The sequence below is a fragment of the Plantactinospora sp. WMMB334 genome, from assembly GCF_049179095.1.
GTDB lineage: Bacteria > Actinomycetota > Actinomycetes > Mycobacteriales > Micromonosporaceae > Plantactinospora.
In genome coordinates, this window is sequence record NZ_JBMHME010000002.1 from 1915378 (window position 1) to 1942311 (window position 26934).

The window sequence follows — 26934 nt, forward strand, 5'->3', positions numbered from 1 at the left end:
TTTACCTGCCTCGGATAGCGTCGGTGGGGGTCGGTTGCCCGGTGGTGGCGGCGAGGGCCGGTCCGGTGGCCCCCAGGGCGAGCTCGGCGGCCTCGGCGACGGCGGGGGCGAGCTGCGCGCCCCGGGCGAAGCGCTCGGCGTGCGCCCGAGCCGCCGCGCGCTCGACGTCGGTGGCCTCGACCGCCAGCCGGGCCGCCTCCCGGAAGGCCGCGGCGAGCGTCGCCACGTCCAGGCCGACCGCCCCGGTCCAGAGCGGGTGCCCGGCCAGCACGTTCGCGGCGTCGTGGTCCACCTCGTGGGCCGACATCACCGGGAGCCCGCTGGCCGCGTACTCGTAGACCTTCCCGGAGGTGACGTATTCGCCGCCGACCAGCATCAGGACGAGCGCATCCCACCGCCCGAAGACACCGGCGACCTCGGCCTTCCGCACCGGCCCGCCGAACTCCACGTCGTCCGGGGCCGCCGCGCGCAGCAGCTCGCTGTGCGCGTTCGCCTCGCGCAGCGCGCCCGCACCGATGTGCCCGCGTACCTCGAAGCGGCTGCGGGCGAGCACCGGATCCACCCGGCGCGCCATACGCCAGGCGGTCAGGACCGAGTCGAGCAGCGCGGGAGCAAAGTTGATCGAGCCGAGGTAGCCGAAGGTCAGCCCGCCGTCGGGATCCGCCCGGTGCGGCGCGGCCGGTACGCAGTCGGGGTCGTAGCCGTTGCGCACCACCCTGACCTGGTCGGCGACGACCGGATAGCGGTCCCGGTAGAAGCGGGCGATCGGCTCGTTGACGCACCAGATCGCCCGGGCCTGTTCGAGTACGCGCTTCTCCCACTGGCCTGCCGGGGACTTCTCGGTGAACGCCGTACCGCCGCCGATCACGTCGACCGACCAGCCGTCCCGGAAGTCCACCACGTACGGCACCTGGTGCTCCTGCCAGAGCCGCCACGTCGCGGCGAGGTTGACGTACGGTGCGCAGGTCGTCATCAGCAGGTCGGCGGCGTGTGCCCGGTGTTCCCGGAGTACCGCCTTTTCCAGGGCGAACCGCCAGCCGCCGAAGACCGGCTCCGGGAAGATTCGGAGTTCCTGCTTCCGCTGCCGCTCGATCCACTCCCGGGGGCGCAGCGCGCGCGCCTCCGAGAAGTTGCGGATGTCGGTCTCCAGGTCGGTGCGCATCAGCGGCAGCTCGACCACCCTGATCCGTGGGTCGACACCCTCGGAGAGGCTGTGGTCCAGTCCGTACTCGCGTTCCCACGCCTCCTGGCAGATCGTGATGACGGTGACGTCCCAGCCGATGGCGCAGAACTGGTTGGCGGTCTCCCGCAGACGGTAGGCCGAACTCTTGGCGGCGGGCGGAAACCCGATCGCCAGATAGATCACGTGTGGCCGGTCGCCGCGCCGTGGTCGGGCGCGGATCGCGCGGGTTAGTTGGGAGAGCGAGGAGGGGAGGGGATTTGGCATCCTGCTACTGCCGATCTTCCTTCTGTCGGGGCGGATGGAGAGGCCGTGGCGTCTGGGGCGTGACGCCGGGGTCGGGGGCGTAACTCCCGGGAACCGTCCGGCGGGCCGGTCAGGTCGAGGCGGTGGCGAGGACCTCCACCACGCGCTGCGCCGCCCGCCCGTCACCGTACGGCTCGGTGCGCCCGGCGGTGGGCGCCTCCCGGGTGGCGGTCCGCACCCAGGCGTCCGCCGTCATCGCCCCCGGGTCCGGGACGAGCACGTTCCAGCCGCCGTCGAGCGTCTCCGACCACTCGGTCTCCGGGCGGAGCGTGGTGCAGGCGCGGCCAAGCAGGTAAGACTCCTTCTGCAGGCCACCCGAGTCGGTGACCACGCCGACAGAGCCGAGCACCGCACGCACCATGCCCGCGTAGGACAGCGGCCGGCCGACCCGGATCGCGCCCTGGGCCAGCTTGACGCCGTGCTCGTCCGCCCGGGCCACCAGCCTGGGATGGGCGAGCAGCGCCACCGGCACCGGCAGGGCGGCCAGCGCCTCCACCAGGGTCGCGAGCCGCTTGCCGTCGTCGGTGTTCTCGGCCCGGTGCATCGTGGCGAGCAGGTAGGAGGCACCGGGGTCGATGCCCTCGGGTAGCTCGCCCGGCGGCTGCTGCCCGGCCAGCACCGAGTCGCGGACCCGCAGGCAGACGTCGACCATCACGTCGCCGACCATCCGGGCCCGGGCCGCCAGCCCTTCGGCGGCGAGGTGCCGCATCGCCTCCTCGGTCGGCGCGAGCAGCAGGTCCGCGGCGTGGTCGGTGAGCACCCGGTTGTGCTCCTCCGGCATGGCCCGGTTGAAGGAGCGCAGGCCGGCCTCCAGGTGGGCCACCGGCAGGTGCTGCTTCACGGCGCTGAGCGCACCGGCGAGGGTCGAGTTGGTGTCGCCGTAGACGAGCACCCAGTCCGGCTTCTCGGCGGCGAGCACCGGGTCCAGCGCCGCGAGAGTCCGACCGGTCTGTTCGCCGTGTGTGCCGGAGCCGATGCCGAGGTGCACGTCCGGCTGCGGGATGCCGAGCCCGGAGAAGAACACGTCGGAGAGGTCGGCGTCGTAGTGCTGGCCGGTGTGCACGATGACGTGCCGGTGCTCGGTCTCCGCGAACGCGGCGGCCATCGGGGCCAGCTTCACCAGTTGGGGACGAGCCCCGACGATACTTACGACCTTCACGTGGAAGCACTCCAGGTTGTCGACGAGGGCCGAACGGGCCGGCTACTGCGAAGGATCCGGGTGCGGCCGGCGCTTGGAGTCTAGCCACTTCCCGCGTACGCCCCGGTAAGCGGCAGGATACGCCAGCCCTGCCCGGTACGGGGGTATATCGCACCGTACGCCCGTGTTTACCGCTGGTCCGTGTCGCCGGCCACTGGATCCTCCGAGGGTGCCGGTTGCTGTTTGCCGGTGCTCCGTCCGCTGTGGCAGACTGCGACGCGCTCACCGCCATGGGATCGCCGTGGGAAACGCCAGCATCGCCGTGGGAAACGCCAGCATCGCCGTGGGAAACGCCAGCATCGCCGTGGGAAACGCCAGCATCAGGGAGCCGTGCCGCAATGATCTCCGATCCTCCGTGGGTACGGGCGAACCCTCCCGAGGCCCGGCGATGAGTGGCGGCGGCGGCGTCGCCCGGAAGGTCCGGCGGACGGTCGCCCGCTCGGCAAAGGCCGGACTCGGCTGGACCACCTCGCCGACGCTCCTGCGCTCCCGGGTCGTCTCCGGGCTCTGGGGGGTGGCGCTCGCCAGCCCCGGGCTCCCCGAGGGGACCCGTAGCAGGCTCGCCGGTCACGTCCAGGACAGCCTGCTCCGCGCCGGCCGGACGGAGCAGGCTCTCCGCACCTCCGACGCCGCGCTGCGCCGGATCCGGAACCGCCGGTTCCGGGCCGACCTGCTGATGCGCCAGGTGGGCGCCGAGCTGGAGCACGGCACCCCGCCGCGCCTGCCGGCCGCCGTCTCCGCCGAGCTCGCGGTCGCCGACGGCCTGTTGGCCAAGGGGGACCGCCGGGGGGCGGTGCTCGCCGTGCAGACCGTGCACCGGCAGTTGTTCCACCGTCGGCTCCAGTTCGACCGCATGACGTCGCCGCTCGCCGACGATCCGGCGGGCTTTCTCGCGCAGTGGCACGCCAGCGCCACGGTCCAGGCGCTCTCGGCGCCGCGGGGTCGCAGCGGCGCCCCCGGGCCGGTGCCGACCGACCGGCCGCTGCGACTGCTGATCGCCACCTACGGCAACCACGGCTTCCTCAGCGCCATCCGCCGGCACTTCGAGCAGCGGCCGGACGTCGAGGTGCGCTTCCTGGACCCGGGCGAGGACGGCACGCACGTGCCGCTGCTCAACAACAGCCGGGCGATGATGGAGCACATCCTGGCCGGGCGCTCCAGCTTCGGCGACCGGGTCGAGGAATGGCTCGGGCCGCAGCTGGAGTGGGCCGACGTCGTCTTCGTCGACTGGTGCGCGGCGATGGCGGTGCTCTTCTCGCTGGTGGACCCGGGCTCGACCCGGGTCGTCGTCCGGCTGCACAGCTTCGAGGCGTTCGCGCACTGGCCGCACCTGGTGGACTTCTCCCGGGTGGACGACCTCGTCTTCGTCTCCGACCACCTGCGGGACCTCGCGGTCGCCGCGGTCCCGGCGATGGCCTCGGCCGGCACCCGGCTGCACGTGATCAGCAACGCGATGGACCTGCGGTCGTACCGCCGGCCGAAGAACCCGGACGCCCGCTTCACTCTCGGGGTGGTCGGGATCAAGGCGGTCGCCAAGGACCCGGGCTGGGCGGTACGCGTCCTGCGCCACCTGCGCGCCCACGACGACCGCTACCGGCTCGCCCTGTACGGCCACGACCTCGACGCGGACGCCAGCCCCGACGCCCGGCGCTTCTGGGACGAGCTGCTGGCCGAGATCGCCGACCTGGAGGCGGCCGGCGCGGTGGTCCGGATGGGGCAGACCGAGGACATGCCGGAGGCGTTCCGCGACGTCGGGGTCGTCGTCAGCAGCTCGGTCCGGGAGAGCTTCCACTGCGCCCTGGTGGAGGGGGCGGCCAGCGGCGCCGTGCCGGTGGTCCGGGACTGGCCCTTCTTCGCCGGCCGGTCGGCGAGCGCCCGCAGCCTCTTCCCGCCGGACTGGGTGGTCGACTCGCCGGAGGAGGCCGCCGAGCGGATCCGTTCGCTGACCGCCACCGAGCAGGCGTGGCGCTCGGCCGGTGAGGCCGCCGCGGAGCACGCGATCGCCACCTGGGACTGGGAGATCGTCAAGAACCACTTCGACGACCTCGTGTACGGTATGGCCGTCGCGACGGCGGGCGGCAGCCCCGGCGGCGGGAAATAGCGCGGTAACCCGACCCTTCACAGCGTGGGCATACGAGGTCGTGTCCCGTCCGCACGGCGGGCGATCGACCTCTATGAAGAGGAGAGAACCAATGGTCGCGACGGGGACGAACGAGCCGACGGCGCCCGCCCGCATCGTGATACTCGTCGACAACGGAGTCAACGGCGACTCGCGGGTGCAGAAGACCGCCCGCTCGGCCGCCGACGCCGGCTGGGACGTGATCCTGCTCGGCCGTTCGCCGCACGGCCGGCCGGAGAGCTGGCAACTGGGTGAGGCCACGGTCCAGCTGGTCCGGATGCCCAGCCCGCTGCGGCAGCGGCGTCACGAGTACCGGCGCCGCTGGATCTTCGGTCCGCTCGGCTACCCGCCCACCGGGATCGCCGCGCACCGGGCCCAGGCGGTCCGGGCGTGGCAGGCGGACCTGACCATCAAGCGGGCGCTGCTGGCCACCGCCGAGCCCTCCGCCGGAAAGGCGGTGCGGCGACGGCTGCTCCAGGTGCAGTCGACGGCCGCCAAGGTCGTGAAGAGGTGGGTCTCCTTCCGCTACTGGCAGCACACCAAGGGACTCGGCTACCGCAACCGGCTGCGCAGCCCGTGGGACCGGGCGTACACCTGGTTCTGGCGGCGGGCGATGGGTGACCGGTCGTGGCGCCGGCTGGAGCCGCAGCTCTGGGATTACGAGCTCGCCTACGGTCCCGTCGTCGACCAGCTCAAGCCCGACATCATCTACGCCAACGACTTCCGGATGCTCGGCGTCGGTGCCCGGGCGAAGATCCGGGCCCGCAGCAGGGGCCGGTCGATCAAGCTGATCTGGGACGTGCACGAGTACCTTCCCGGGGTGAAGCCGAGGTCCGACAACGCCCGGTGGATGACGGCGAACATGGCGCACGAGCACGAGTTCTCGCCGTACGCGGACGCGGTCATCACCGTCTCGACCCAGCTCGCCGAGCTGTTGAAGCGGGACCACAAACTGCCGGAGCTGCCGTCGGTCGTGCTGAACACGCCGAACGCGGCCGACGTCGAGTGGGACGCGGACGCCCCGGAGATCCGCAGCGCATGCGGGCTCGGGCCGGACACGCCGCTCTTCGTCTACAGTGGAGCGGCGGCGGCCCACCGGGGGATGGGCGTGATGGTGGAGGCGATGCCCCACCTCCCCGAGGCGCACGTGGCGTTCGTCATCAACGATCCGCAGCTTCCCTACATCAAGAGCCTGGTCGCCCGTGCGACGCAGCTCGGCGCGGCGGACCGGCTGCACATCCTGCCCTACGTCGCGCACTCCCAGGTGGTCGGCTTCCTCTCCTCGGCGACGGCGGGGGTCATCCCGATCCACCACTGGCTCAACCACGAGATCCAGCTCATCACGAAGTTCTTCGAGTACTCGCACGCGCGGCTGCCGATCCTGGTCAGCGATGTCGAGACGATGGCGGCGACGGTCCGGGCGAACGACCAGGGCGAGGTCTTCCGGGTCGACGACGTCGAGGGCTACGTGCGGGCGGCCCGGACGGTGCTCGCCGACCCCGAGCGATACCGCAAGGCGTACGAGTCCATCGACCTGGCGGCCTGGACCTGGGAGGTCCAGGCGGAGGTGCAGGCCGGGCTCTACCGCCGGCTGCTGCCGGAGCGGGCCCCCGCGCCGCGCTGATCGCCGGACCGGTCGGCGCCGGTGACAGCGTGTCGCAGCTCTCCGTCTGCCGCGGATCGTGGCAATTCGGGGCAGACGGATCGTGGGATAGCATTCGCAGGTTGTTGTAGGCGGAGTTCGTTGCAGGCGGAGTCCAGGAGACCCACCCCGGCTTGAGGGACGAGTAATGACAGATGTCGTGATTCTAGGACTTGGCTACGTGGGCCTCCCGCTGGCGCGGGAGGCGGTGCGTTCCGGGGCTTCGGTCCTCGGGTTCGACGTCAGCCCGCGCGTGGTCGACGGACTCAACGCCGGGGCCTCGCACGTCGACGACCTCTCCGACGCCGACATCGCCGAGATGGTCGCGGCCGGGTTCCGGGCCACCACCGACGAGACCGAGATCGCCACGGCGTCGACCGCGTTGATCTGCGTACCGACCCCGCTGGCCGAGGACGGCGGGCCCGACCTGACGGCGGTCGAGTCGGCGGTCGGGGCGGTGGCCCGCAATCTCCGCCCCGGCATGCTGGTGATCCTGGAGTCGACCACCTATCCGGGAACCACCGACGAGATCGTCCGGCCGATCCTGGAGAAGTCCGGCCTCAGGGCCGGGGTCGACTTCCACCTCGCCTTCTCCCCGGAGCGCATCGACCCGGGCAACAAGGAGTTCGGCCCGCGCAACACTCCCAAGGTCGTGGGCGGGCACACCCCGGCCTGCACGGAACGCGCCGCCGAGTTCTACGGCCGCTTCGTGGAACGGGTCGTCCGGACCCGGGGGACGCGGGAGGCGGAGACGGCGAAGCTGCTGGAGAACACGTACCGACACGTCAACATCGCGCTGGTCAACGAGATGGCCCGGTTCTGCCACGAACTCGGCATCGACCTCTGGGACGTGATCAGGGCGGCCAGCAGCAAGCCCTTCGGTTTCCAGCCCTTCTTTCCAGGGCCGGGTGTCGGGGGGCACTGCATCCCCATCGACCCCAACTACCTCAGCCACAACGTGCGGACCCGGCTCGGCTACCCGTTCCGCTTCGTGGAGCTGGCCCAGGAGATCAACGCGACCATGCCGAGCTATGTGGCACGTCGGGCCCAGAACATCCTCAACGACGCCGGCATGGCCACCAACGGCGCCAACATCCTGCTGCTCGGCGTCACCTACAAGCCGGACATCGCCGACCAGCGGGAGTCACCGGCGGTCCCGCTGGCTCGGTTGCTCACCGGGCTCGGCGCCAAGCTGAGCTACCACGACCCGTACGTGACGAACTGGACGGCGTCCGGCGTCGACGTGCGGCGGGTGGAGGACGCGGACACCGCCGTGGCCGAGGCGGATCTCGCCATCCTGGTGCAGAACCACCGGGTCTACGACGCCGACGAGCTCGCCCGGCGGGCCCGGCGGTTCTTCGACACCCGTGGCGTGACCACCGGCGAGGAGTCGTACCGGCTCTGATCCGCCAACGTTGGATCAGGGCGAGTTGGGCCAGAGGACCAGGAGGTAACCGCCGAAGTAGGCCGAGGCCAGCACCAGGGTCGTCACGATGATGCCGGCCCTGGCCCGGCCCGTCCTGGCCAGCCCGACGGCCACCGGCAGCAGCAGCGGAAAGGCGGGCAGCAGGAACCGCGCCTTCGCGTGGTAGTAGCCGGCGGCGGCCAGGGTGTTCGCCAGCAGCAGGGCGCTGAAGAGCACGAGCTGCCACGGCTGCCGGTCCAGCAGGCAGAGCAGCAGGAGCATGACGGCCAGTACGATCACCAGCGTCACCACGTAGTAGTCCAGGGCCGAGGGGCTGAGCAGCAGTCTGGCCCCCCGGCGGACCGTGCTGACGCCGGCGTCGAAGGCCATGTTCCAGCCCTCGCTCTGGATGTGGAACCAGCCGTCCGGGCGCCCGGTGACCCAGCCGACCCAGGCCAGGTAGCCGATCCAGCCGGCCGGGGCGAGCAGCATGGCGGCGACCGGGCGCCAGCCGTCCCGGCGGCGGACCGCCGCGATCAGGGCGGCGAGGCCGACGACCGCGATCAGCGCCGTCGCGGTCGGGCGGGTGAGGCCGGCGAGCAGGCAGAGCACCCCGGCGGTGAGCCACTGCCGGCGCAGCAGGGCGAGCAGCGTCCAGGCCGTGAAGGCGGTGAAGAGCCCCTCCGTGTACGCCATCGACTGCACGATCGCGTGCGGCACCGCACCCCAGACGAGGACGAGCAGCACACCGGTGCGCCGGTCGACGAGATGGTCCCCGATCGCGAAGATCCCCCAGGCGGCGGCGAGCGAGGCGAGCCAGCTGATCGCCAGGGCGGTGCCCCGGTGATCCATCGGGGTGACCGGCTCCAGTGCCGCGATCAGACCCGGATAGAGCGGAAAGAACGCCATGTCGCTCTGTAGCCGTGCGCCCATGTCGTAGCCGTGCTGGGCGATCCCGAGATACCACCCGCCGTCGGCCCTGGCGAGCAGCCGGAACGGCTGCCGGTCCGCCCTGAGGCCCCAGACGACGACGGCCAGGACGCCGAGCAGTTTGACCGCCCCGTAGCCGGCGAGTGCCGGAGCGGCATGCCGGGCTGCCGCGAGGAGTCGACCACCACGTGTGCTGCTCTGTGCCGGTGTGACCTCTGCTGTCAGCGTCGTCAACTTTGTCCCTGTTCAGGCGGAACCGATGGGGGTGAGCGATGGCGGTGAATGGTGCGGGGCCGGGACCCGGCCGGGCAGAGCTGCCCTGCCCTGGGGCGGAACGGCCCTGACCAGAGACGGGGGTGCAGGGTTGATCCAGGTAGGACGCGGGAAGCCTACCAACCGATTCCGGGCACGGGGGGACGGCCGGTGACACGACGCCGGGCTCCGCCGGCCGTTGACGTAGACTCGCCCGCGTTCGCGGCAGGACCGGAAGAGGCGGAGCATGGGCGGAACGGGTTCTGGCGGCACCTCCGGGGCGCGGGGTCAACGCGGTCGCGTGGTGATGCTTGTCGACAACGGCGTGCACGGCGACTCCCGGGTGCAGAAGGTGGCCCGCTCGGCGGCCGAGGCCGGCTGGGCGGTGACGCTGCTCGGCCGCTCGCCGCACGGCGGTGCGGAGCGCTGGCAGCTCGGCCCGGCCGAGGTCCGGCTGCTGCCGATGCCCGACCCGCTGGCCCGGCGCCCGCACGAGTTCCGCCGGGCCTGGCTGCGCTGGCCGCTGGCGTACCCGCCGAGCGGGATCGCCGCGCACCGGGCCCAGTGGGTGAAGGCGTGGCAGACCGACATCCGGCAGCGCGAGGCGGAACTCACCCTGGCCGCCCGGGGTGGGCTCGCCGGACGCTTGCTGGAGCGGCGCCGCCGCCGGCTGCGGGTCGAGCGGAGCGCCGCGCACCTGCTGCGACGCTGGGTCTCGCTGCGCTACTGGATGCTGACCCGGGCCCGCAGGGGTCGCCGGCTGCGCAGCCCCTGGGACCGGCTCTACACCTGGTTCTGGTCGACCGTGCAGGGGGGCAGGGCGTGGCGCCGGCTGGAGCCGGGGCTCTGGGACTACGAGCTGGCCTTCGGGCCGGTCGTCGACGAGCTGGCGCCGGACCTGATCCACGCGCACGACTTCCGCATGATCGGGGTCGGTGCCCGGGCCAAGGTCCGGGCCGCCGTGGCGGGCCGGGAGGTCAAGCTGGTCTGGGACGCCCACGAGTTCCTGCCCGGGGTCCAGCCGTGGCAGGACAACGCCCGCTGGCTGCCGGCACACCGGGCGCACGAGCGGGAGTTCGTCCCGTACGCCGACGCCGCCATCACGGTCTCGCCGACCCTGGCCGAGATGCTGCGCCGGGAGCACGGGCTGGCCGAGCTGCCGGCGGTGCTGCTCAACGCGCCGGACGTGCCCGCGCCCGGTGCCGCCGCTCCGGACGGGGAGGCCGCCCCGGCGGGTGACGGCACGGGTGACGCCGAGCCGGCGCCGGAGCTGCGTGCCCGGTGCGGCCTGGGACCGGAGGTGCCGCTGCTGGTCTACAGCGGGGTGGCCGCAGCCAAGCGCGGCCTCGGCACGATGATCGAGGCCCTGCCGCAGCTCGCCGGGGTGCACGTCGCACTGGTGGTCAACAAGCCCGACGGTCCGTACGTCCAACAGCTGCGCTCCCGGGCCGCCGCGCTCGGCGTCGCGGAGCGGCTGCACGTGCTGCCGTACGTGCCGCACCGGCAGGTGGTGCCCTTCCTGGCCGGCGCCGACGCCGGGGTGATCCCGATCCAGCACTGGCCCAACCACGAGATCGCGCTGATCACGAAGTTCTTCGAGTACTCGCACGCCCGGCTGCCGCTGGTGGTCAGCGACGTGCGCACGATGGCCGAGACGGTCCGCTCCACCGGCCAGGGGGAGGTGTTCCGGGCCGAGGAGGTCGACGACTACGTCCGGGCGGTCCGGGCCGTACTCGCCGACCCGGCGCGCTACCGGGCCGCGTACGACCGTCCGGGGTTGCTCGCGGCCTGGACCTGGCAGGCCCAGGCGGAGGTCCTGGACGCGGTCTACCGGCGGCTGCTGGCCGAGCCGGCGGCGCCGGTCGCGCCGGCGGAACCGCCGGCCGCGTCGCCCCGGCCGGCGATGGAGGCCGCCGCGCGATGAGCCGGGAGCCCGACGTCAGCGTGGTGGTGGCGGTCTACAACACCATGCCCTACCTCACCAGGTGCCTGAACTCGCTTGTGCGACAGACGATCGGCCGGGACCGGCTGGAGGTCGTCGCGGTCGACGACGGCTCCACCGACGGCAGCGGGCGGGAGCTGGACCGGTTCGCCCGGCTCCACCCGGAGACCGTCAAGGTGATCCACCAGGAGAACTCCGGCGGGCCGGCGGTGCCGAGCAACCGGGCCCTGGCGCACGTCACCGGCCGGTACGTCTTCTTCGTCGGCGCCGACGACTACCTGGGACCGGAGGCGCTGGAGCGGCTGGTACGCGCGGCCGACGAGTACGACTCCGACGTGGTCCTCGGCAGGGCGGTCGGGGTGAACAGCCGCAACATCCACCAGGCGATCTTCGCCCGCAACGAGGTGGAGGTCGACCTCTTCGACTCGGCGCTGCCCTGGTCGCTGGCGAACACCAAGCTGTTCCGGCGCGAGTTGATCGAGCGCCACCAGCTCCGCTACCCCGAGGACATGCCGGTCGGCAGCGACCAGCCCTTCACCCTGGAGGCGTGCTTCCGGGCGAAGCGGATCTCGGTGCTCGCGGACTACGACTTCTACCACGCGGTACGCCGGCTCAACGCCCGCAACATCACCTACCGGTCCCGGCACGTGGAGCGGCTCCGCTGCGCCGAGTCGATCATGGATTTCGTGGCCGGCCTGATCGAGCCGGGCGAGCGGCGCGACGCCATCCTGGTCCGGCACTTCACCTGGGAGGTCGCCCGCCTGCTGGAGGACGACTTCCGGGAGCTGGACCGGGCGGTCCAGGAGCAGGTGGTGGCCGGTGTCCGGCAGCTCGCCGAGCGCTATCTCACCGACCGGATCCGGGCCCAGCTCCCGATCGAGTCCCGGCTGCGGATCGGCACCGCCTGGCGGGGCGACGTCGACGACGTGCTCGCGGTCGTCCGGCAGGACGCCGAGCAGGGCGTACCGCCGACGATCGTGGACGGGGAGCGCTGGTACGCCGGCTATCCCGGCTTCCGGGACCCCCGGCTGGAGCTGCCGGACGACTGGTTCGACGTCTCCGGCGCCGCCGCCGACTGGCTCGCCCGGCTGGAGGCGGTCTCCGTCGACTGGGAGACCTGCGCCGACGGTGAACGGGCGCTCACCGTCACCGCCCGCACCCCGCGGCGGGACCTGGCGTCGTTGACCTCCGGCCCGATCGGGATGACCGCCGGCGACGTCACCGGCACCACGCTGGAGACCAGCCGGGACGGCACCGGCAGCACCGTCCGGGCCCAGTTCCGGGTGGGTCTCCTGCTCGGCGGCGCCACCGGGGCCGGCGGGTCGCTGCTTCCCGTACGCTCCCAGTTGACCGCCTTCGGCGGGGTCGGCAGCGCGGCGCTGCGGGCGCCGACCCGGCCCGCCGTGTCACGATTCATGCTCCGCCGGGGGATGCGGTTCTTCGTGCTCACCCCGACAACGAGTCACCGAGGCCAACTCGTGATCGCCATCGCACCTGTCACGCCCCGCCGGGTCCTGGCCCGGCTGCGGCGCAGGCTGCCCCAGGGAGGAAAGTAGTAGGCATGAAAATCTGTGTCGTCGCGCTCGGGAAGATCGGGCTGCCGCTCGCCGTGCAGTTCGCCGACAAGGGGCACACCGTGATCGGTGCCGACGTCTCCGAGCGGGTCGTGAAGCTGGTCAACGACGGTGCCGTGCCGTTCCCGGGCGAGGCGGACCTCGACGTCAAGCTCAAGGAGGCGGTGGCGGCCGGCCGGCTCTCCGCCACCACCGACACCGCCACGGCGGTCGCCGGGTCCGAGGCCGTGGTCGTGGTCGTGCCGCTCTTCGTGGACGCCGAGGGCGTGCCGGACTTCGGCTGGATGGACGACGCGACCCGGTCCATCGCGGCCGGGCTCAAGCCGGGCACCCTGGTCAGCTACGAGACCACGCTGCCGGTCGGCACCACCCGCAACCGCTGGGCGCCGATGCTGGAGGAGGGCTCCGGGCTCACGGTCGGTCGCGACTTCACCCTGGTCTTCAGCCCGGAGCGGGTGCTGACCGGCCGGGTCTTCGCCGACCTGCGCCGCTACCCGAAGCTGGTCGGCGGGGTCGACGAGGCGTCCGCCCGGCGCGGGGTCGAGTTCTACGAGGCGGTGCTGGACTTCGACGAGCGCCCCGACCTGCCCCGCCCGAACGGCGTCTGGGACCTCGGCTCGGCCGAGGCGTCGGAGCTGGCGAAGCTGGCCGAGACGACCTACCGGGACGTCAACATCGGGCTGGCGAACCAGTTCGCGCGCTTCGCCGACAGCGTCGGGGTGGACGTCATCAAGGTGATCGAGGCCTGCAACACCCAGCCGTACAGCCACATCCACTCGCCGGGCATCGCGGTGGGTGGGCACTGCATCCCGATCTACCCCCGGATGTACCTCTGGAACGACCCGGCGGCCACCGTCGTACGGTCGGCCCGGGAGGCGAACGCGGCGATGCCGGAGTACGCCGTCGACCTGCTCGCGGCGGCGGTCGGCGACCTGACCGGGGTCGAGGTGCTGGTGCTCGGTGCCGCCTACCGGGGCGGGGTCAAGGAGACCGCCTTCTCCGGCGTCTTCCCGACCGTGGAGGCGCTGCGCCGCCGGGGCGCCCGGCCCTACGTCTCGGACCCGATGTACTCCCGCGAGGAGCTGACCGCGCTCGGCCTGCCGCCGTACTCCGGCGAGTCGGTCAGCGCGGCGGTGATCCAGGCCGACCACACCGAATACCGCACCCTCGGCTCGGCCGACCTGCCCGGGGTGCAGGTGCTGGTCGACGGGCGTCGGGTGACCGACCCGGCCCGCTGGTCCGGTGTCCGCCGCGTGGTCATCGGCGGCTGAACGCGACACAGGCGACGCGATGCAACGCGACACAGGCTGAGTCCGGCACCCACCGGGCTCAGCCTGCGGCGCGGGTCAGCGGGTCTCGGCGTCGGCCAGGGCCGGCGGGCGTTCCGGGTCCCGCGAGACGATCTCGCCCCGGGCGTCGACCCAGCCCTTCGGCCGGGCCGGGTTGCCGGCCACCAGCTGGTACGGCTTGACGTCCTTCGTCACCACCGAGCCTGCGGCGACCATCGCGTACTCGCCGATCTCAATCCCGCAGACGAGGGTGGCGTTCGCCCCGATCGAGGCGCCCCGGCGCACCATGGTCGGGGTGACCTGCCAGTCCGGATTCTGCGCCCGCGGTCGCAGGTCGTTGGTGAAGACCGCGCAGGGGCCGACGAAGACCTCGTCCTCGATGGTCACACCGTGGTAGACGGAGACGTTGTTCTGGATCTTGACCAGGTTGCCGACGACGACGTTCGCGTCCACGTAGACGTTCCGTCCGATCACGCAGCCCGCACCGATCCGGGCGGTGGAGCGGACGTGGGCGAGATGCCACACCTTGGTGCCGTCGCCGATCCGCGCACCCTCGTCGACCTCGGCCGAGTGGTGCACGAAGACCGTGTCGGGCAGGGCGGAGGGCTCGTTCTTCGCTGAAGTCACGGTTTCGGAGGATACGGGAGGGGAGGGGGCCGGGTCAGCCGGGTGGCCGCAGCGTCGCCGCCGGCAGGTAGATCCGGTGCCGCCCGACCTGGATCTCCCGCGCCGCGACGCCGGAGCCGCGCAGGTGCGCCCGGAGGGCACCCTCCGCGGGCGTGCCCACCTCGAGGACGTACGCCGGCCGCTCGGCCGCACGCACCCGGCGCGGGTACGCGGAATAGCGGTCCTGCCCCGGCCGCAGGTCCGCGCCGAGCACCGCACAGGCGACCCGTTCCCGGGTGACGAAGACCAGCCGGTTGCAGGTCCAGTACTCGGCGTACACGGCGTCGACGCCGGCCCGCTCCAGGGTCCGGGCCAGGTGCCGCTGCTGCCGCTCCTCGGCCCGGATCGTCCCGATCTCGCCGATCAGGTGTGCGGTGGTGCCGACCAGCAGCACCAGCAGCAGGGTGAGCACGGCGCCGGCGAGTATCCCGCCGATCCGCGTCACCGGGCCGGTGGCGAGCCGCCCCGCCCGGCGGGCGAGCAGCCAGAGCGGCCAGAGCACGGCCGGCAGGGAGATCTGCAGGATCGACAGGTAGCGGGCACTGGCCAGCGGCGTGTCGCCGGCGAGGGAACTGCGGGCGTACGCGGCCAGGGTGAGGGCGGCACCGAGCACCAGCGCGAGCCGGGTGGCGTACCCGATCCGGGTGGCCCGGACCGCCTCGCCGGCACCCCCGGTCGGGGCGCTCGCCCCGCCGCCGGGGCGGGCCAGTCCTCGCGCCGCAAGTGTCCCGGCGACGAGCAGCAGGGCCAGGTAGATCCCGCCCCAGGACATCTCCACCGGGTCGCAGCGTTCCGGCCGGCAGAGCCCGGTGGCGAGCGGTACGCCGACGAGCAGCGCACCGTGCAGCCGGGCCTGCCCCGGGGTCGACTCGGCCTCACCGGCGCTGACCTGCCGCAGCACGGAGAGCGAGTCCTGCCCGGCCGGCGCGGTCAGGTTGTCGACGACCAGCGGCGCGACGCCGAGCAGGAAGCCGCCGGCCAGCAGGGCGCCGGCCGGCCCGACCAGCTCCCGCCAGCAGCCCAGCACCAGGACCCCGAAGGCGACGGCGAGGTAGGGCAGGATCAGCCAGTCGTCCCAGACGCAGAGCCCGGCGAGCAGGCCGAAGATGCCGAAACCCCACCGCCGGTGCCGGCTCCGCCGCTGACCGAGGGCGAGGGCGATCAGCAGCAGGCCGAGGACGGCGGGCTTGACCTCGGGACGGCCGCCGACCGCGGTGATCTGGTCCCGGACCACCCGTTCGCCGCCGAGGGCGAGCACCCCGACGGTGAAGGTCGCCAGCCAGGGGGAGTAGAGCCGGCGGGTGAGCCGGTACGCCAGGTAGACGAAGACGGCGTAGAGGAGGAGCAGGGGGATCCGCAGCGGGATCCAGCCGGCGCCGAAGAGCAGGAAGAGCGGCGCGGCGAGATAGCTCTGCACGGTGCCCATGTAGTGCTGGCCGTAGAGGAAGACCGGCAGCTCCTCACCGGCGGCGATGTGCAGCGCGGCGAGCCCGAAGGTGGCCTCGTCGCTGTTCGAACCGGGAACGGTCAGCAGGACCAGCGCCAGCCGGTAGCCGAGGCCGAGCAGGCCGAGCCCGAGCGCGACCGCGCCGGGCCGGTCGAGTGGTCGCACCAGCCGTCCCCCGCGCGGCACCGCCTCCGACACAAGCGCGCCCCCGTCGCCGTCCCGTCTGACGAGTCTTGCACGGCACGCCGCGCCGGGCGTCCGGATCGGCGCAGGTCGTCGACGTCGTACCCGGGGACGGAGGGTCGCAGCCGGCACTTTCCGGCGGGATAGTTGATCTGTCTCGTAGCCGGACCGGATGCTCTGTGGCAGGGTGGCTAGGTGTCGCTGATACCCGCCGGTTCGGCGCCCGCGCCCCGGCTGCACCGAGCGGCCCGGATCGAGGACGCGGTGCACCAGTTCATCGAGCGTCGACTGGGGCAGGGCGGGTGGGATGTCACGATCGTCCCGTACGCCGGTTACGGCGCCCCGGGCTGGGTCCGCGTGCTGGGCAGGGTGCTGCTGACCCGGCTCCAGCGCCGTCCCGGCCGGCGGCCGGAGAAGGTACGCGGCTGGCGCAGCTTCGCCACCCTGCCGGTGCAGCACGCACCGGTGGTGATCGAGGCGGGCGGTCGCCGCCACGAGGCCCGGTCCGACCGGAGCGGCTTCGTCGACCTGGTCGTCGAAACCGATCTGGCGCCCGGCTGGCAGAGCGTGCGGCTCTCCAGCCCCGGCGCCGACCCGGTGGACGCGCCGGTCCGGATCGTCGACCCGGAGCTGAGGATCGGGGTGCTCTCCGACATCGACGACACGGTGATGGTCACCGCACTGCCCCGGCCCCTGCTCGCCGCGTGGAACACCTTCGTGCTGGACGAGCACGCCCGGATGGCGGTCCCGGGCATGGCCGTGCTCTACGAGCGCCTGGTCACCGCGTACCCGGGGGCACCGGTGCTCTACCTCTCCACCGGTGCCTGGAACGTCGCGCCGACCCTGACCCGGTTTCTCTCCCGGCATCTCTATCCGGCCGGCCCGCTGCTGCTGACGAACTGGGGCCCGACCGCCGACAGTTGGTTCCGCAACGGGCGGGAGCACAAGCGGGCCACCCTGGCCCGGCTGGTCCGCGAGTTTCCGGAGATCCGGTGGCTGCTGATCGGTGACGACGGCCAGCACGACCAGGAGATCTACGCCGAGTTCGCGGCGAAGCATCCGGACAACGTGGCGGCGGTGCTGATCCGCCGGCTCTCCCCGACCCAGGCGGTGCTGGCCGGCGGCTTCCCGGCGCCGGTCGACGGTGCCGGCGGCAGCGCCTCAACGGCCGGCCTGCTCGGTGACCGCTGGTTCTGCGCGCCGGACGGCGCCGGCCTGTGGCGCCTGCTCCGCGAGGCGAACCTGGTCTGAGCCGTCCGGCCGGTGGCCGGTGCGCGCAGCCGTCGCGGGCGTCAGGCGCCTCGGCTGTCGGGCGTCGCGGGTGTCAGGCGCCACGGCTGTCGGGCGTCGCGGGGCGACCTGTCGGCCGGTCCGCCCGGCGGCGTTCGCGCCGGCCACGGGCGATCTCGGTGCCCAGCGCGTCCAGCCGCTGGGTCCAGAACCCCCGGTACCGCTCCAGCCACCGGTCGATCTCCTCCAGCGGGGTGGGGTCCACCGCGTAGAGCCGCCGGGTGCCGGCGGCGCGGACGGTGGTGAACCCGTTCTCCCGGAGCACCCGCAGGTGTTGCGAGACGCCCGGCTGGGAGATCCCGAACTCCTTCTGGATCACCGCGCTGACCTCACCGGCCGATCGCTCACCGTCGACGAGCAGCTCCAGGATCCGCCGCCGGACGGGATCGCCGAGAACGTCGAACGCGTGCACGTCGCCATCCTTTCAGCGTTCACTTATACAAGAGGAGTTTAACGCCGGGTGGGGGAGCGGTCCGGTCGACATTACCGGTGCTGCTAGAAAGGTCCGATGCGGCTCCGCCTGATCCAGATCGACGCTTTCGCCGACCGCGTCTTCCAGGGCAACCCGGCGGCGGTGATGCCGCTGCCGGCCTGGCTGCCCGACCCCCTCCTGCAGGCGATCGCCGAGGAGAACAACCTTTCCGAGACCGCGTTCTACGCGGCCGCCCTGCCGGTCGACGCCGCACTGCCACCCGGTGACGACCCCGCCTACCACCTGCGCTGGTTCACTCCCGCCGTCGAGGTCGACCTCTGCGGGCACGCGACGCTGGCCACCGCCGGGCACCTCTTCGACGACGTCCATCCGGACGCCCGGCGGCTGCTGTTCTGGACCCGCAGCGGATGGCTGCCGGTCGGTCGGGCCGACCGGGACGGCGAGCTGGAACTGGACTTCCCGGCCGGCCGGCTCCGGGTCGTGCCCGACGGCGACGGGACCGCCGCCACCGCCGCGACCGCGCTCGCGATCCAACCGGAGCACCGGTTCCAGGACACCGACCTGGTGTACGTCGTCCGGAGCGCCGCCGAGGTCCGGGCCATCGCGCCGGACTTCACCGTCCTGGCCGGACTTCCGGTACGCGGCGCGGTCGTCACCGCACCCGGCGACGGTGACGGGGTCGACTTCGTCTCCCGCTGGTTCGGTGCCGGGGCGGGCGCGTTCGAGGATCCGGTGACCGGTTCCGCGCACAGCCAGATCGCGCCCTACTGGGCCGAGCGGCTGGGCCGGACCCGGTTGACCGCCCGGCAGCTCTCGGCCCGGGGCGGCACCGTGCACTGCGATGTCGACGGCGATCGGGTACGCCTGCGCGGCAGCTACCGCCGCTACCTCGACGGCACCGTCACCCTGCCGGACCCGGGGGAGTAGCCGGCCCGGAACGCTCTGCGTCGCCGGCTGCGGTCCGGTCGGACCTGACTCTGTCGACGGTCGGGCCGGTCCACCCGGGCGCGTGACGGTCGCCGAGGCGTTCCGTCAGATGACACTCCGGTATGGACGGCGCTCACCCGGGGCCGCCCCGGCCGGTCTGCTCCTGTAGCTCGTCGATGAGCTGCGAGACCTCCGCCTTGGTCAGGCCGTCCGGGACGTCTCGGCTGGCCCTGCCGCTGGGCGGCCCGGAGGCGTACCCGGGCGAGCTCGCGACAGGGCAGCGCGTAACTCTCGGACCACGCCCGGGCAAGGTCGGAGTCCATCTGGGCCGCTCCGATGAGTTCCGAGACGGGCTTCTCCGCGCCCTCCCGCTTCAACAGGCGCACGAACGCGCTGGCCTGTGCGATCAGGTCGGCGCGCAGGTCACCGGTGTCGGGAAAGTCCAGCGCGCTGCGGCTCTGGGACGAGGTGAACGTCCTCCGCGCGGGCGCCGACTACGGCTGGCCGGAGACCGAGGGCATCGCCGGGTCCACGGGTGAGGCTCCGATCGCCACGATCCACCCGGACGACGCGAGCCCGTCGGGTGTCGCGTACACCGGGGGGTCGCTCTGGATCGGTGCGCTGGGCGGCCAGCGGCTCTGGCAGCTCCCCGTCGGGGGCGGGGCCGCCACGGCCGACCCCATCGCCCACGTCGCCGGTGAGTACGGCCGGATCCGTACCGTGGAGGTCGCCCCCGACGGATCGCTCGGGATCGTCACGTCGAACACCGACGGCGCCACCTGGGGTGGCACCGACCCACGGGCGGGCGACGACCGGATCCTGCGAGTCGAGGTGAACGAGGGCTGAGCCGGCCGCGCCCCGGGCGGATAAGGAAGACTGCGGGCATGGCTGACCTGGGCGATGCGAAGGCTGCGCTGCAGCACTACCTTCAGGCGACTCGAGGAGACCTGATCTGGAAGCTCGACGGGCTGAGCGAACGCGAGGCCAGGCTGCCCCGCACCGCGACCGGCAACAACCTGCTGGGAGTCGTCAAGCACTGTCTCAATGTCGAGGCCGGCTACTTCGGGACCACCTTCGGGCGCGAGTTTCCGACGCCGGAGGAGCTGGTCCCCATGCAGGCGTTCGAGGAGGACCCGCAGGCAGACTGGTACGCGCGGGAGGACGAGACGAAGGACGGGCTGATCGACCTGTACCGTCGGGTCGGGGTGTTCGCGGACCAGACGATCGAACAGCTACCGCTCGACGCGCCGGGGCGGGTGCCATGGTGGCGGCCGGGCCGACAGGACGTGACACTGCAGAGGATCATCGTCCACGTGATCTGCGACCTCGCTCGTCACGCCGGTCACGCCGACATCATGCGTGAGCAGCATGACATGGCGATCGGTCTCCGGCCGGAGAACACCAACATCCCTGACGACTACGACTGGCCGGCGTACGTCACCAAGCTGACGAAGCTGGCTGACCGCTTCGAATAGCCGCCCGGTCGGCGCCGGACCACTGCCGCTCGTAGGTCTCTCCCAGGCAGCGGAGACGTCCGCGTACTACTCGTTGATGAGCTGCTCCCGAAGAATGTCTGCGTGCCCACAGTGCTCGGCGAGCTCACGCAGCACGTGGAGATACACCCACCGCAGCGGAAGCGGGCCCCGCCGGTGCCCGTGCAGGATGTCGTCCAGACCCAGGGATGACGTCGCACGGCGCGATGCTTCGCAGGCTTCCCGGTGTGCGTGACGGACGCTGGCGATCGTGTCGTCGTCATCGAGGACGAACGACTCCTCCGACGCCGCAGGGATGCCGATCTCCGCGCGCGAACGGCCCGTGACAACCTCGTCGAACCAGACCTTCTCGACGAAAGTCGCATGCTTCACAAGACCCAGCAGCGTGGTCGCGGAGGCCACCAACGATCGGCGCGTCTGTTCCTCTGTCAGCCCGTCCAGGCAGCCGTTGAGCGCGCCGCGGTGCTCGTCGAGGAACGCCTCGAACTGGGCACGGGCTGGCAGTGCGACGACCTGGTCGGCGAAGGTGGGCGGATAGGAAGGCATGGGCAGAGCATTCCAGACCGCCGTCACCCACGAGCAACTGCGTGGCGGACATCGGCACGAGTAACCGGCCGACCTGTCGTTTCGCGCAGGTGCGGCCCCTGGCATGCCACAATCCGGGCATGACGATTCGCCGTGCCGTGCCCGATATCACGACCGCCGACCCGACCGCGAGCAGCGGCTTCTACCAGCTCCTGGGCTTCCGGGAGGAGATGAACCTGGGCTGGGTGGTCAACCTGGTCGCACCGCAGAATCACACGGCGCAGGTCATCCTCATCACCGAGGATGCAGCGGCCCCCGTAAACCCCGACCTCACCGTGGAGGTCGATGACGTCGACGCCGCCTACGAGGCGGTACGCGCGACGGGCGCGAAGATTGTGCACCCGATTACCGACGAGCAGTGGGGTGTCCGGCGCTTCTTCGTCCGCGACCCGGACGGCAAGGTGGTCAACGTCGTCAGCCACCGTTGACGGACCACCAGGGCCAGCAGGCAGTGCCTGGGCCGGTTGGGCTACGTCAGCCGTGACGCGGAATCGGCGACGGATCGGCGGCCGACGCCGTCTACTCCAGTCCGGCGCTGCGTTGCCGCCAGTCGGTGGCGCCGTTCGCCGAGGCAGCCGGGCTCGACGTGGTGACCGTGGCCGAGTTGCACGAGGCCGACGGCTTCCGCGACCCGGTGGCGTGAACGCAGGGTTGCCCTCGGGGTCCTGCATGACGACGTGACCGAGCACGTCGCCGTACCACTCCTCGCGGATCACCGTCGCGCTGGCGGCGACCAACTCGGGGACGTTCTGCCGGATCAGTTGGGCGCGCTCGAGGATATCCCAGGGGCCTGGACCGGCCACCCGGACATCGATATGCATGCGGTCTTTGCTGGACTTGCCCTCGGGCACCTTCAGGAAACCAATGGCGGGGTCCTGTGTTCCTCACCGAGGTCGCTGATGTTCGACCCGCAGGCTTCGAAGATCCGCAGGCCGAGTTGAAATAGAGAGCTATATCTATCGCACAGATGACAGCCCTCGTTCGTCACCATGCGCATTTGACGAAACGCGATCGACCGTCGGCGCCTTGCGGGCCTTTGGAGCCAGGATGAACACAGCGATCCCGAGGGCGATGGTCACCAGTCCCAGGGCGACCTGGACATCGATGGCGGCGGCGAGACCACCGACTGCTGGCCGCATCAGCGCCATCCCGATGTAACTGGCGCCGATCACCCGGGCCTGATTCTTGACTGACCCGCGTCCGGCGGCGCTCAATGCAAGCGGGTGGGCCGGCTGCAAACCGATCCCGGCCAGGGCGAACCCGATGGTGACAACCACGACGGAGCTGGAGAACGTGGCGGCCACCATGCCGGCGATGCCGACCACGGCCGGGGACAGCCCGCCGCTGGCCGACCTCCGTGAGTCGGTCGCCGCGCTCCTGCGCTATCTCGCCGATCGCGTGGAGCCGGAACGAGACATCGAGACTCGCCCCCTTTGAGGATTGCGGCATCGTGCGGCGCTCGCCGATCATCGGCGTCCTACGGATCGCCCGGCCATTCCCGGCGACGGGGGGCCTCACCCGCCGGGCACAGCGGATCGGGTGCCACCGCCTGGCCGTCGCCATCCCGGCCAGCGCCCCGGTGACGGCAGGGACCGTGCGCACCAGCACGTCACCCGGACCTGACCATCGCGTACGACCCATCACCGTGCCGGCTGACGCCCGTCGACCCCGAACGCGGGCCATCGGTGTTTCGGGCTGTCCGAGACCACCGCCGGCCACCTGGCGAGCTGACGGCCGGGGTGCGGATACTGTTCGTACTCTGCCTGATCTGTTGCGGCCTGGCCGGCTACCGGATCGCGATCCGATCACTCGTGCACCGCGTCGGCGTCGCGCCGACCCTCGGGCTTGCCGTCGTCGTACTCGGCCTCGTGGCCGTCGGGCTGATCGGATGGCGGCTGGCCGCAGGTCGTTCGCTGGACCGGTGGTGCGCCCGTAACGGCTGGTCACCTGCTGCCGCACGCGCTGCATGGCCCTGGACACCGCAGCAGACGCCGCCGGGCGCGGTCACCGTACGGTTCGCCGCCGTCAAAACTCTGCGGGGACTGTCGATCACGGTTGGCGAGCTGTCCTGGACCCGTGACGGGCTCGGCGGCAGCGTGGAAAAGCCGAACGGAGACGGTGTCTTCACCGTGGTACGGCTGCCAAAATCATATCCCGCCACCGCTGTGCAGCGCCGCCGGACCGTCGGCCGACGCCGGGCCGGGGAGGACGAGTTCCTCCGGAAGTTCCGGTTCATCGTCGACGAACCGTACTTCGCCCACCAGCTTGCCGATCCCGCGTTGCGCGCCGCCCACCTGACCGGACGCGTCCCCCGATGGGCGATCGTGGGCGACGAGCTCTACACGGTCGTCGCGTCCCGGCTTCCCCTGCGCCCCACTCAAATGGTCAGGGCGACGGAGCAGGCACTGCATCTGTTGCGGTTGCTTGGCATTCGGCCGCCCGACGCGGCTTGACCACGTCCAACAGACTCGATGTAGATCGGTGATCGTGCTGGGCCACCTGCGGTTCGTAGCACGGGCGTCGCACCACAAGCCCGAATGTCCGGTCATGTTCGCGGTGCAGCGCTCGCGCGTCGAACGCGTTCTGTACTTGGCGTACCGTTGCCGCGAGATGGATCCAGACACTTCGGTCTTGGGCCGGGTCGCCTGGATACACCGACCACTCTTGCGAGCGCTGGGTTTCGCTCAAGTCCAAGTACCGGCTCACGGCTGGCGCCGCGCCATTGGGAACACCGAACGTCGCAGGCTGCTGCGCGCATCCGATCACCACCTTGACCCATTCACCGGCCTCGCCGGACGGCCAGGCGACGATCGTCACTCGGTACCAGATCCGGGCGTCGTCCCATGGGAATCCGGACCAATCGCACTCAGCGGGCAGGTCCCCCGTCAGAAGTCGTCGCACCACGCCAACGACGTCGTCGTGCCCGTCCTTCAGGTCCACCGTGCCGCCCATCCAACCCAGGATGCCATCAAGGACCAAGGGAATGCCAGTGGCCGATGTACCTGGTCACGCGACGTCCACTCATCGGCACGATCGCGCTGGACGCCATCCTCGGTCACGTTCTCTGACGCCCGATCGGCGGCTAATACTGCAACCCGGTGTTGCGACTTGAGCTGTGGGTGGCTCGTTGATTGGTCATGCTGGGTGGCGAGGTGTTGGCGGAGTGGCAGTCGGGTCTGGATGATCTATTCGCGGTTGTCGCGGGCCGGTTTTCGCGGGTAGAGCCACGCCGGTTGGCGTTCGCCTACGTTCGTGGGCTGTTGGCCCCGTTGGAGCGGCGTAACGGGTGGACGATCGCGGAGTATGCCGGTCGGCGTTCGCCGAACGCTGTTCAGGAGATGCTGTACAGCCCGTGCTGGAACCCGGACCTGGTCCGTGACGACGTACGTGGTTACCTGGTCGAGCACCTCGGCGACCCCGAGGGTGTGCTGATCGCTGATGACACCGGGTTCGTGAAGAAGGGCAGCCGGTCGGCGGGTGTGCAGCGGCAGTACTCCGGCACCGCGGGCAAGGTCGAGAACTGCCAGATCGGCACGTTCCTGGCCTACGCCTCACGCAGAGGACGGGCGTTGATCGACCGGGAGTTGTACCTGCCGAAGTCATGGACCGACGATCCGGACCGGTGCGCGGGGGCGGCGGTGCCCGACGACGTCGAATTCGCCACGAAACCGCAGCATGCCCGGGCGATGCTGGAGCGTGCCGTCGCCGCGAAGGTGCCGTTTGCCTGGTTCACCGCTGACGAGGCGTTCGGGCAGAACCCCGGTCTGCGGGACTGGCTCGAGGAGCAGGACATCGCGTATGTGATGGCTACCCGCAACGACGACGAGGTCCCGGCCGGGCTGCATACCGTCAGCTCGGTCAAGTACATGATCAGCACCATCCGGGCCGGAGCGTGGCGGCGGATGTCCTGCGGCGACGGCGCCCACGGACCGCGGGTCTACGACTGGGCCTGGACCCCGATCCGCACGCAGTTCACGCACGGCCGCCGCGGCTGGGTGCTGGCCCGCCGCTCGATCAGCACCGGCGAGATCGCCTACTACCGGTGCTTCGGCACTCGTGGGACCCGGCTGCGGGAACTGGTCCGGGTGGCGGGTTCCCGGTGGGCGATCGAGGAGTCGTTCCAGACCGCGAAGAACGAGGTCGGCCTGGACCAATACCAGGTCCGCCGTTACGACGCCTGGTACGCCCACATCACCTTGGCCATAGCTGCTGCCGCGTTCCTGGTCGTGACCCGCGCCAGCGAGGCCGCAAAGGGGGTCCCGACACAGGCGACGGCAAGCTGATCCCGCTGACCAGCAACGAAATCCGTCGCCTGTTCACCAAACTCGTCATGGCCGCGACGCACACGGCTGAACACGTCTGGCGCTGGTCCCGCTTCCGACGCCGCCGCCAGGAACAAGCCCGAGCCTGTCACTACCGCAAACGAGCCGACCCACCGTAAGTAACGACATCGGGTTGCAGTACTAATCAGCACATCGACGTCATGGTGGCGAGCCCCGGCCCGGCACCGCCTTACTCCTCCGTGCGCAGGTCAGGGTCATTGCGTAGTCGGGTAGCTGCTGGTCACGGTGGTGATGAGGTCGTGGGGTCGGCGGTTGGCGCGTCGGGTGGCTCGGGCGATGTTGGTCTCGCCGTTGCCGCGATGGAATCCGATCGCGGTGTTACGCAGGACCGCCGCGACGGCGGGTCCGGTGCCGGTGCGGGCTCGGTGGGAGTCCTCGCCGAAAGTCACATCGCGGACCCAGTGCAGCCGGTTCTCGATATGCCATTCCAGCCGGGCCCATTCCTGCAGGTCAGCAGGCTGGGCGTGGACGGCGGGTAACGATGCCACCAGATAGACCGTCTCCCGCGTTCGCTTGCCAGCCACGGTGCGGGTACGGGTGATCCGGACCGCCTGCTGAGCATGAGGAAAGCCGATGCCGCCGGGAGTCTGCAGGGTCAGCGCCTTGACGGTGCGGGTTTCGTGGCGGCTGTGTCCGGTGTCGCGGTGCTGGTCCCCGACCGGCACCTGCGCCCACGGCAACTGCTTGAGCTGGGCGTACAAGGTCGGCTGGTTGGCCTTGACCGACACGTACAGGTCCCCGCCGGCAGCGGCGACAGCTCGGGCGTGGGCGAGCTGTGTGTGCAGGGCGTCCGCGACGATCACCACCCCGGCCAGGCTGCCCAGCCGTGCCGTGACCTGTTCCAGCAGCGGGGCGAACGCCGGGATTTCGTTCGACTTCGCCGCGACCTGCACCTGCGCCAGGACCACACCGGTCGAGGTGTCGTAGGCCGACAGCAGATGGACCCGTCCCTCGGGCAGAACCGCGCCCCGCAGCACCTTGCCATCAACGGCGATGACCCGCCGCACCGGCGGCGGCGCCGACACCCGCGAGCACAGCCAGTCGGCCAGGACCGCCGTCAACATCTCGGCGTCGACGCGGACCAGCAGCCGCCACACCGTGGTCAGCACCGGTATCCGGCCGGTGAACCCGAGCCGGCCCCACGCCGGCGCATCGAGATCATCAACCCAGTCGACGATCGCGGCGAACGTGCAAGCCCCGGCCATCACCGCGCACACCGCGACCGCGAGCACGCTGGTCAGGGGATAGCGGATCCCTCGCGGGTCACGCGGGTCAGGAACCCGCGCCAGGGCCTCCAGCAGGCCAAACGCCTCATGACCGGCAGCCGTGCTGTCGGACGGGGTAGGGGCGTGCCGGCGGATCACGTCGATCAGCGATGATGACATGCGCGGGTGTGGTCCTTCTCGGTGTCATGTTGTCTCAGCAACTCCATGATCACCGACGGGCCGCACCCGTACCGCATCACCCTCCACACAGGTCACGGCACCGCGTACAGCCAGGTCAGACGCACCTCGATCGACTACGCAAAGACCCTGGTGCGCAGGTGCCTCGGAAGTCGTGATATCGGCCGGCTCGTTCCGGTCGGCGAGTGCGGCCAAGTCCTTTCGGTCGGCCGGACCATCTCCTCTTCGTTGTCGAAAGGCCAGATGTCGTGGCGGTGTCGATGCTGACGTAAACTCCCACGCTTTGCAGCCGGTGGCGAACGTTTCCGCCTCCGGTCAATGGCTGCC

Annotated in this window: 26 protein-coding genes and 2 pseudogenes; 15 read left to right on the top strand and 13 right to left on the bottom strand. The window is 71.4% G+C overall.

Going from position 1 to position 26934, the window contains the following annotated elements; all coding sequences use genetic code 11:
• Position 1 precedes the first annotated feature (1 nt).
• Both ACN27G_RS08175 and wecB read right to left on the bottom strand, forming a co-directional pair.
• A complete protein-coding gene (locus ACN27G_RS08175; protein WP_421492164.1) occupies positions 2 to 1447 on the bottom strand; it encodes a glycosyltransferase in 1446 nt (481 codons plus the stop codon).
• Positions 1448 to 1556: 109 nt separating this feature from the next.
• The gene (gene wecB, locus ACN27G_RS08180) at positions 1557 to 2645 is read right to left on the bottom strand and encodes a non-hydrolyzing UDP-N-acetylglucosamine 2-epimerase (protein WP_421492165.1); all 1089 of its coding nucleotides are present in this window, start codon (positions 2643 to 2645) and stop codon (positions 1557 to 1559) included.
• A 427-nt stretch (positions 2646 to 3072) separates the two neighbouring features.
• On the opposite strand from wecB, the gene ACN27G_RS08185 reads away from it, so the two are divergent.
• From ACN27G_RS08185 to ACN27G_RS08195, 3 genes are all read left to right on the top strand, one after another.
• Positions 3073 to 4785, top strand: a complete 1713-nt coding sequence (locus ACN27G_RS08185; RefSeq protein ID WP_421492166.1) for a glycosyltransferase — start codon at positions 3073 to 3075, stop codon at positions 4783 to 4785.
• A 91-nt stretch (positions 4786 to 4876) separates the two neighbouring features.
• Positions 4877 to 6427 carry a glycosyltransferase gene (locus ACN27G_RS08190; protein WP_421492167.1) on the top strand — a complete coding sequence of 517 codons (1551 nt, stop codon included), beginning with the start codon at positions 4877 to 4879 and terminating at the stop codon, positions 6425 to 6427.
• A 166-nt stretch (positions 6428 to 6593) separates the two neighbouring features.
• A complete protein-coding gene (locus ACN27G_RS08195; RefSeq protein ID WP_421492168.1) occupies positions 6594 to 7850 on the top strand; it encodes a nucleotide sugar dehydrogenase in 1257 nt (418 codons plus the stop codon).
• Between the two features lie 15 nt (positions 7851 to 7865).
• On the opposite strand, the gene ACN27G_RS08200 is transcribed toward ACN27G_RS08195, so the two are convergent.
• Positions 7866 to 9014 (bottom strand): hypothetical protein, encoded by a 1149-nt coding sequence (locus ACN27G_RS08200; protein ID WP_421492169.1) that lies wholly within the window; start codon positions 9012 to 9014, stop codon positions 7866 to 7868.
• A gap of 325 nt (positions 9015 to 9339) precedes the next feature.
• On the opposite strand from ACN27G_RS08200, the gene ACN27G_RS08205 reads away from it, so the two are divergent.
• Genes ACN27G_RS08205 through ACN27G_RS08215 form a run of 3 tightly spaced genes read left to right on the top strand, consistent with a single transcriptional unit; the run spans position 9340 to position 13819 of the window.
• A complete protein-coding gene (locus ACN27G_RS08205) occupies positions 9340 to 10956 on the top strand; it encodes a glycosyltransferase family 4 protein (protein ID WP_421497272.1) in 1617 nt (538 codons plus the stop codon).
• On the top strand, positions 10953 to 12530 hold the full coding sequence (locus tag ACN27G_RS08210; protein ID WP_421492170.1) for a glycosyltransferase family 2 protein: 1578 nt from the start codon (positions 10953 to 10955) through the stop codon (positions 12528 to 12530). The genes ACN27G_RS08205 and ACN27G_RS08210 overlap by 4 nt, the downstream gene beginning before the upstream one ends.
• Positions 12531 to 12535: 5 nt before the next feature.
• Entirely contained in the window at positions 12536 to 13819 is a 1284-nt protein-coding gene (locus ACN27G_RS08215; RefSeq protein ID WP_421492171.1) for a nucleotide sugar dehydrogenase, read from the top strand.
• Between the two features lie 75 nt (positions 13820 to 13894).
• Here ACN27G_RS08215 and ACN27G_RS08220 read toward each other — a convergent pair whose 3' ends face one another.
• Positions 13895 to 14464, bottom strand: coding sequence for an acyltransferase (locus ACN27G_RS08220; protein WP_421492172.1), 570 nt, complete (start codon positions 14462 to 14464; stop codon positions 13895 to 13897).
• Positions 14465 to 14498: 34 nt separating this feature from the next.
• A complete protein-coding gene (locus ACN27G_RS08225) occupies positions 14499 to 16148 on the bottom strand; it encodes a hypothetical protein (protein WP_421492173.1) in 1650 nt (549 codons plus the stop codon).
• A 180-nt stretch (positions 16149 to 16328) separates the two neighbouring features.
• Between ACN27G_RS08225 and ACN27G_RS08230 the strand changes: the two genes are divergently transcribed.
• On the top strand, positions 16329 to 17384 hold the full coding sequence (locus ACN27G_RS08230) for an App1 family protein (RefSeq protein ID WP_421492174.1): 1056 nt from the start codon (positions 16329 to 16331) through the stop codon (positions 17382 to 17384).
• 73 nt (positions 17385 to 17457) lie between these two features.
• Here ACN27G_RS08230 and ACN27G_RS08235 read toward each other — a convergent pair whose 3' ends face one another.
• Positions 17458 to 17835 (bottom strand): ArsR/SmtB family transcription factor, encoded by a 378-nt coding sequence (locus ACN27G_RS08235; RefSeq protein ID WP_421492175.1) that lies wholly within the window; start codon positions 17833 to 17835, stop codon positions 17458 to 17460.
• 96 nt (positions 17836 to 17931) lie between these two features.
• On the opposite strand from ACN27G_RS08235, the gene ACN27G_RS08240 reads away from it, so the two are divergent.
• The gene (locus ACN27G_RS08240) at positions 17932 to 18783 is read left to right on the top strand and encodes a PhzF family phenazine biosynthesis protein (RefSeq protein WP_421492176.1); all 852 of its coding nucleotides are present in this window, start codon (positions 17932 to 17934) and stop codon (positions 18781 to 18783) included.
• A 133-nt stretch (positions 18784 to 18916) separates the two neighbouring features.
• Here the strand turns inward: ACN27G_RS08240 and ACN27G_RS08245 are convergent, their stop codons facing one another.
• A complete protein-coding gene (locus tag ACN27G_RS08245) occupies positions 18917 to 19093 on the bottom strand; it encodes a DUF3072 domain-containing protein (RefSeq protein WP_421492177.1) in 177 nt (58 codons plus the stop codon).
• A pseudogene (locus ACN27G_RS08250) lies at positions 19059 to 19169 on the bottom strand (hypothetical protein); the annotation flags it as partial. The gene ACN27G_RS08245 and the pseudogene ACN27G_RS08250, both read right to left, overlap by 35 nt.
• Here ACN27G_RS08250 and ACN27G_RS08255 point away from each other — a divergent pair.
• Both ACN27G_RS08255 and ACN27G_RS08260 read left to right on the top strand, forming a co-directional pair.
• Positions 19120 to 19629 carry a PQQ-dependent sugar dehydrogenase gene (locus tag ACN27G_RS08255; RefSeq protein ID WP_421492178.1) on the top strand — a complete coding sequence of 170 codons (510 nt, stop codon included), beginning with the start codon at positions 19120 to 19122 and terminating at the stop codon, positions 19627 to 19629. The pseudogene ACN27G_RS08250 and the gene ACN27G_RS08255 overlap by 50 nt on opposite strands.
• A 38-nt stretch (positions 19630 to 19667) precedes the next feature.
• The gene (locus tag ACN27G_RS08260; protein ID WP_421492179.1) at positions 19668 to 20258 is read left to right on the top strand and encodes a DinB family protein; all 591 of its coding nucleotides are present in this window, start codon (positions 19668 to 19670) and stop codon (positions 20256 to 20258) included.
• A gap of 66 nt (positions 20259 to 20324) precedes the next feature.
• Here ACN27G_RS08260 and ACN27G_RS08265 read toward each other — a convergent pair whose 3' ends face one another.
• The gene (locus ACN27G_RS08265; protein ID WP_421492180.1) at positions 20325 to 20822 is read right to left on the bottom strand and encodes a DinB family protein; all 498 of its coding nucleotides are present in this window, start codon (positions 20820 to 20822) and stop codon (positions 20325 to 20327) included.
• A gap of 41 nt (positions 20823 to 20863) precedes the next feature.
• Here ACN27G_RS08265 and ACN27G_RS08270 point away from each other — a divergent pair, with 41 nt between their 5' ends.
• Positions 20864 to 21289 (top strand): VOC family protein, encoded by a 426-nt coding sequence (locus ACN27G_RS08270; protein ID WP_421492181.1) that lies wholly within the window; start codon positions 20864 to 20866, stop codon positions 21287 to 21289.
• Between the two features lie 62 nt (positions 21290 to 21351).
• Positions 21352 to 21504, top strand: a complete 153-nt coding sequence (locus ACN27G_RS08275) for a histidine phosphatase family protein (RefSeq protein ID WP_421497273.1) — start codon at positions 21352 to 21354, stop codon at positions 21502 to 21504.
• A gap of 64 nt (positions 21505 to 21568) precedes the next feature.
• Here the strand turns inward: ACN27G_RS08275 and ACN27G_RS08280 are convergent.
• Positions 21569 to 21682 (bottom strand): annotated as a pseudogene (locus ACN27G_RS08280) (hypothetical protein); the annotation flags it as partial.
• Between the two features lie 135 nt (positions 21683 to 21817).
• Entirely contained in the window at positions 21818 to 22138 is a 321-nt protein-coding gene (locus ACN27G_RS08285) for a hypothetical protein (protein WP_421492182.1), read from the bottom strand.
• Between ACN27G_RS08285 and ACN27G_RS08290 the strand changes: the two genes are divergently transcribed.
• Positions 22128 to 22298 carry a hypothetical protein gene (locus ACN27G_RS08290; protein WP_421492183.1) on the top strand — a complete coding sequence of 57 codons (171 nt, stop codon included), beginning with the start codon at positions 22128 to 22130 and terminating at the stop codon, positions 22296 to 22298. The two genes, ACN27G_RS08285 and ACN27G_RS08290, sit on opposite strands and share 11 nt — an antisense overlap.
• Before the next feature lie 302 nt (positions 22299 to 22600).
• Positions 22601 to 23314: a hypothetical protein gene (locus ACN27G_RS08295; RefSeq protein ID WP_421492184.1), complete on the top strand. Its 714-nt coding sequence runs from the start codon at positions 22601 to 22603 to the stop codon at positions 23312 to 23314.
• Here ACN27G_RS08295 and ACN27G_RS08300 read toward each other — a convergent pair.
• Complete coding sequence (locus ACN27G_RS08300; RefSeq protein WP_421492185.1) at positions 23247 to 23813, bottom strand: hypothetical protein; 567 nt, start codon at positions 23811 to 23813, stop codon at positions 23247 to 23249. The two genes, ACN27G_RS08295 and ACN27G_RS08300, sit on opposite strands and share 68 nt — an antisense overlap.
• 185 nt (positions 23814 to 23998) lie before the next feature.
• On the opposite strand from ACN27G_RS08300, the gene ACN27G_RS08305 reads away from it, so the two are divergent.
• Positions 23999 to 25144, top strand: a complete 1146-nt coding sequence (locus ACN27G_RS08305; RefSeq protein ID WP_421492186.1) for an IS701 family transposase — start codon at positions 23999 to 24001, stop codon at positions 25142 to 25144.
• Between the two features lie 254 nt (positions 25145 to 25398).
• Here ACN27G_RS08305 and ACN27G_RS08310 read toward each other — a convergent pair whose 3' ends face one another.
• The gene (locus tag ACN27G_RS08310; RefSeq protein WP_421492187.1) at positions 25399 to 26589 is read right to left on the bottom strand and encodes an ISAs1 family transposase; all 1191 of its coding nucleotides are present in this window, start codon (positions 26587 to 26589) and stop codon (positions 25399 to 25401) included.
• Positions 26590 to 26934 lie beyond the last annotated feature (345 nt).